Source organism: Bacillus stratosphericus, from assembly GCF_020524495.1.
Classification (GTDB): Bacteria; Bacillota; Bacilli; order Bacillales; family Bacillaceae; genus Bacillus; species Bacillus stratosphericus_B.
Genome location: NZ_JAIVLB010000076.1, coordinates 1 through 3,278, shown reverse-complemented (window position 1 = coordinate 3,278; position 3,278 = coordinate 1). Strand labels below are relative to the sequence as shown.

At 42.2% G+C, this 3,278-nt stretch carries 3 protein-coding genes and 1 other annotated feature; of the genes, 2 read left to right on the top strand and 1 reads right to left on the bottom strand.

What is annotated here, in order from left to right; all coding sequences use genetic code 11:
* Nucleotides 1-151: 151 nt before the first annotated feature.
* The gene (gene proC, locus LC033_RS16290) at nt 152-979 is read right to left on the bottom strand and encodes a pyrroline-5-carboxylate reductase (RefSeq protein WP_226570234.1); all 828 of its coding nucleotides are present in this window, start codon (nt 977-979) and stop codon (nt 152-154) included.
* A 41-nt stretch (nt 980-1,020) separates the two neighbouring features.
* Nucleotides 1,021-1,232: a binding site (T-box leader), on the bottom strand.
* A 168-nt stretch (nt 1,233-1,400) separates the two neighbouring features.
* Here proC and LC033_RS16285 point away from each other — a divergent pair.
* Both LC033_RS16285 and LC033_RS16280 read left to right on the top strand, forming a co-directional pair.
* Entirely contained in the window at nt 1,401-2,351 is a 951-nt protein-coding gene (locus tag LC033_RS16285) for an MBL fold metallo-hydrolase (RefSeq protein WP_226570232.1), read from the top strand.
* A gap of 12 nt (nt 2,352-2,363) precedes the next feature.
* Nucleotides 2,364-3,140: an SDR family NAD(P)-dependent oxidoreductase gene (locus LC033_RS16280; protein WP_226570230.1), complete on the top strand. Its 777-nt coding sequence runs from the start codon at nt 2,364-2,366 to the stop codon at nt 3,138-3,140.
* Nucleotides 3,141-3,278: the final 138 nt, after the last annotated feature.

Here is a 3,278-nt window from a genome sequence, read left to right as displayed (position 1 = left end):
CTAGCAAACTGGACATGGAAAGGACCATGTCCAGCGTAAGACAACTGATAAATTTTATCAAAATAAGTGAAAACCCCACTTTTACTTGAAGTAAAGGTGGGGTTTGTCTACGGTCTGAAGCACCTGTTATCAAAACAGGTGCTTTTCTATATCATTTATAAATGCTTGCTGAAAATATGTCGTTTAATTCTGCTGCACGTTTTGTCGCTGTTTTCACACAATCGACAATCGCTTCTTCAAATTGATAGGAAGCAAGTGTGTTCAGTCCCGCTTCTGTCGTTCCGCCTTCGCTTGTGATTTCTTTGCGAAGTTCAGCAGGTTCTTTTCCGCTATCCTGAAGCATATTAGCAGCGCCTGCAATCATCTGACAAATGAGCAATTTCGCTGTTGCTTGGTCCATGCCAAGTTCAGAAGCGCCTCGCTCCATTCCCTCGATCAAATGATAAATGAAGGCAGGACCGCTTCCCGCAATGGCTGTGACAGCATTCAGATGTGATTCATTGAGTACCGTCACATGGCCGATCGTTTCAAACAGCTCGACGGCCTTTTCCTTTTGCTTCTCTGTGACTTCATCACTAACGGCAATGCCGGTTGCTGATTGCTGAATCGCTGCTGAGGTATTCGGCATAGCACGAACCACCGCAGTTTTTTCGCCAGCATAGTGTTGAATGGTTTCAATGGAAATACCCGCTAAAATAGAAATGATCAGCTGTCCATTTAAGTGAGGTCGTACGTCAGAAATCCCGCTTTCGGCATCTTTCGGCTTTATAGCAAATACCAGAATATCTGCTTCTTCATAAATAAAGGATCGGGAAAAATCCGTTTTGACCCCATAGCGCATCTTTAATTCGTCTAATCGTTTTTCGTTTGTTTTATTTGTTACAATGATATCTTTATTTGACATGATGCCGTTTTTTACTAAACCTTTAATCATAGACTCGGCCATAGAGCCTGCACCGATAAATCCAATTTTACTCATAAGCTGCTCCTCCTTGTAGAAAATAAAAAAACCTCTCGTCTGCAAAGGACGAAAGGTTTTTCGCGGTACCACCCTCAATTAGCATGCAAACATGCATACTCAGCTCTAGTCCCTTAACGCGGGAAACGTTTAGGTTTGCCTAACAGCTCAAAGGGCAGGTTCAGCAAATAAGAGGATGATGAAGTCTTACAGCCGGCGGACCTCACTCTCTTGCATCATTATTTTGCTTACTAATCCTTGTCATCGCGCATCTTTTATTTGTTGTTCATTATGCAACGATGGACAAGTTTGTGTCAATAGGGTTGGATAAAAAATTGACCATCCAAACCGCATGACAGTCTGCCCTTTGCAAGATACAATGAATAAAGAAGGTTGAGTTAGGATAATCCATGAGTCAAAAAGCAGGAGATGACGTATAAAAGTGAAAGAAAAAATCATTCAATTATCCATCCCTACACCTTTTGCTGTTGGGGATGTCCATGCATATGTATTAAAAGGAGAGGCCGTGACCTTAGTTGATTGCGGGCCGATGACACAAGAGGCGCAGCATGCCTTTGTCACGCAATTAAAGGAACATCATTTATCGATAGACGATATTGATCAAGTGGTATTAACCCATCATCATGCAGATCATGTCGGTCTTTTAAATATGATGAAACCTCATGTCCGTGTGATCGGACATCAGTTGAATGATCCCTATATTAGTCAGGATTCAGCGTTTAAGCAGCGCCAAATAGACTTTATGGATCGTTTTTTTCAGCAATTAGGTGTGCCGCTTCGTCAAGGTGAGTGTGAAAGAATTGTGAAGCAGTCCTATACATATTCTTGTACTGCACATGTTGATGACGTCATAAAAGAAGGCGATCGTTTGAAGGGGCATGAACACTATTTTGTGATGGAAACCCCTGGACATGCACAGTCTCATCTATCTTTTTTAGATGAAACAACGGGGAAATTCATTGGTGGTGATCTGCTGCTCACAACCATTTCTTCAAATCCGTTAATGGAAGCACCTGATGAAGGAAAGGAGCGTCAAAAATCGCTGCTTCAATATAAAGCATCACTTCATCGGTTATTGCGTTTGCCAATCAAGACCATCTATCCTGGACACGGTCAGCTGATTACGTCTCATCATGAATTAATCGAAGAAAGATTTAAGAAACAAGAGAAACGGGCAAATACCATGTATCAACTGCTCAAACAAAAAGAAATGACTGCTTTTCATCTTTGCCGCACACTGTTTCCAGTGCTGTATGAAGAAGCATTATTTTTAACCATGTCTGAGACAGTCGGACAACTGGATGTTCTCTTAGCGGAGGAACAAATTGAAGAAGTACTAAAAGACGGAACCCTCTATTACCGAGCAAACTAAGGAGTGAAACGAATGGGGCGATTAACAGGAAAGAGAATATGGATTACAGGCGCGTCTGGGGGCATTGGTGAAAAAATGGCGTACTTGGCAGCAGCACAAGGAGCTGAAATCATTATTTCAGCAAGACGAATGGACAAGCTTACGGGTGTGAAAGAAAAGATCATGAGTGCTGGTGGGGTGTGTCACATCGTGGAGCTTGATGTGAGCCAGTTTGAGGACATTGATCGAGCATATCAAGAAGTGGGAGCTGTCGATATTTTGGTCAACAATGCCGGCTTCGGTGTATTCGATCTCGTAGAAGATGCGTCCATTGAGGAAATGGTGTCAATGTTTGAGGTCAATGTGTTTGGCTTAATCGCCTGCACGAAAAAGGTCATTCCAGAGATGAAACAAAGGGGGCAGGGGCACATTATCAATATTGCATCTCAGGCAGGAAAAATTGCCACCCCTAAATCAGCGATATACTCCGCATCAAAGCATGCCGTCCTCGGATTTTCAAACAGTCTTAGAATGGAGCTGGAAGATTGCGGAATTCATGTTACGACAGTGAATCCGGGACCGATTGCTACGGATTTCTTTACCATTGCAGATCGCAGTGGTGATTATGTGAAAAATATTGATTTTATGATGCTTAGTGCAGACAAGGTAGCAGGGAAGGTCGTCTCAGCCATGATGACGAAAAAAAGAGAAATGAATTTACCTGGCTGGATGAACGTTGGCAGTAAATTGTATCAATTATTCCCATTCCTATTTGAAAAAGCAGCACGCAAAGCGATGATGAAAAAGTAACAAAAAAAGAAATCCGTCATTGAAGTGCACCCCAAATATTAGACACAGTCTAACATTTGGAGGTGCTTTTCTTTGGCTAAATTTACAATTGAAGATAAAATCAAAGCGGTAAAACGATACCTCATTGACCGTGGGAGC